The sequence below is a fragment of the Stenotrophomonas sp. STEN021 genome, assembly GCF_056760175.1.
Genome location: NZ_JBRREH010000163.1, coordinates 1 through 2,198, shown reverse-complemented (window position 1 = coordinate 2,198; position 2,198 = coordinate 1). Strand labels below are relative to the sequence as shown.

At 64.1% G+C, this 2,198-nt stretch carries 1 protein-coding gene; it reads left to right on the top strand.

What is annotated here, in order from left to right:
• Positions 1 to 265: 265 nt before the first annotated feature.
• Positions 266 to 2,098 carry an ABC transporter ATP-binding protein gene (locus ACVOL0_RS20315; protein WP_481550619.1) on the top strand — a complete coding sequence of 611 codons (1,833 nt, stop codon included), beginning with the start codon at positions 266 to 268 and terminating at the stop codon, positions 2,096 to 2,098.
• Positions 2,099 to 2,198: the final 100 nt, after the last annotated feature.

Here is a 2,198-nt window from a genome sequence, read left to right as displayed (position 1 = left end):
GGTGTGTGTGGTGCCCCCCCCGCCGTCGCCCGCTGCGGCCGACCCAAACAAACTAGTGGTGGGGGCGGCCGCCCCCCCCGGCCAAGCCGATACCGCCTCTGTCCCTTGTCAACTGCAATCTGATGGTTCAGCTGCTTCGCGGCTGACGCCGCTCCCACAACCCAGTAGTTTTTTGCCGCTCGCACAGCCGTACATCGCCTGGACAGACACAACACAGGCCGCGATGGGACAATCGCGGCCTGTTCCGGTTTTACAGGCCGTGGCTATGCTGCGCTGGTTCGAGTCCCTGATTCCCGTTTTTCCGCCGGTCGATACCCGCACGCCGCCGCGTGGCGTGGTGCGTTTCTACCTGCATTACCTGCGACCGGTATGGCCGGTGCTGCTGGCCACGCTGGTCGCCGGCCTGCTGCTGGCATTGGTGGAAGTGGCGATGTTCGACTTCCTCGGCCGCATCGTCGACATGCTGGCCGACAGTGCCGGGCCGGGCTTTTTCCAGCGCCATGCCAGTGAGTTGCTGTGGATGGCCGGCATCACTTTGCTGGCGCGGCCACTGCTGGTGGCCCTGCACAACCTGCTGGTCAACCAGTCCATCGTGCCTGGCCTGAGCAACCGTTCGCGCTGGCTCATGCACAACCACGTGGTGCGGCAGAGCCTGAGCTTCTTCCAGAACGACTTTGCCGGCAGCGTTGCCAACCGGGTGATGCAGACCGGCACCTCGCTGCGCGAATCCGCTGTGCAGATGGTGGATTCGCTGTGGTACATCGTGGTCTATACCGGCACCGCGCTGTATCTGTTCGCGCAGGCCGACTGGCGGCTGATGCTGCCCTTGGCCGCGTGGTTGCTGGCCTATATCGCTATCGGCGTGTACTTCGTGCCGCGCATGAAACACCGCGCCTGGATCGCCTCCGATGCGCGTTCGCGGGCCATGGGGCGCATCGTCGATGGCTATACCAATATCGCCACCCTCAAGCTGTTCGCGCACAGTGGCCACGAGCAGCGCTATGTGGCCGAAGCCATCCAGGAACTGGCCGAAAAGCACCGCGCGCAGACCCGCATCACCACCGGGCTGGAGTTGGTCATTGCCATCCTCAACGGCTTTTTGATCGTCGGCACCTGCGGACTGGCCTTGTGGCTATGGCAGGCCAGCCTGATCAGCGTGGGCGCGATCACCCTGGCCACCGGGCTGGTGATCCGCATCCACAACATGTCCGGCTGGATCATGTGGACCATCAACGGCATCTTCGAGGACATCGGCACCGTGCAGGACGGCATGGAGACCATCGCCCAGCCGCTGACGGTGCAGGATGCAGCCGACGCCAAACCCCTGCTGGTCAGCGCGGGTGCGGTGGATTTTGAGAATGTGCACTTCCACTACGGCAAGCGCGGCGGGGTGATGGCCGGTTTGAACCTGGCGGTGAAACCGGGCGAGAAGATCGGCCTGGTCGGTCCGTCGGGTGCCGGCAAATCCACCCTGGTCAACGTGCTGCTGCGGCTGTATGACCTGGAAAGCGGGCGGATCCTGATCGATGGCCAGGACATCGCCCACGTCACCCAGGACAGCCTGCGTGCACAGATTGGTGTGGTCACCCAGGACACCTCGTTGCTGCATCGCTCGATCCGCGACAACCTGCTGTACGGCCGGCCCGATGCCAGCGAGGAGCAGCTGCGCGCCGCCGTGGCCAAGGCGCGTGCCGAAGGCTTCATCGATTCATTGGTAGACGGGCAGGGCAGGCAGGGCTATGACGCCCATGTTGGCGAGCGCGGAGTGAAGCTGTCCGGCGGCCAGCGCCAGCGCATCGCCATCGCCCGCGTATTGTTGAAGGATGCGCCGATCCTGATCCTTGACGAGGCGACTTCGGCGTTGGATTCGGAAGTGGAGGCAGCGATCCAGGACAGTCTGGATGAGTTGATGGGCGACAAGACCGTGATCGCCATTGCCCACCGTCTGTCGACCATCGCGCGCATGGATCGCCTTGTAGTGATGGATCAGGGCCGCATCGTTGAGACCGGCACACATGCGGAGTTGGTTGCTGCAGGCGGGTTGTATGCGCGGCTGTGGGCGCGGCAGACCGGCGGTTTTGTGGCAGCCGAGGGCTGATGCCCACGGTAGCGGACCTGCCGTAGTTCCCAGCCCAGCACAGCACAGGCCATAACCGGGAAACCCCATTACCCCCAAGGGTAGGGACAAAACCCACCCA

Excerpts from the sequence above, each read along its gene's own strand:
- ACVOL0_RS20315 (WP_481550619.1), top strand. The coding sequence starts at position 266 with ATGCTGCGCTGGTTCGAGTCCCTGATTCCCGTTTTTCCGCCGGTCGAT.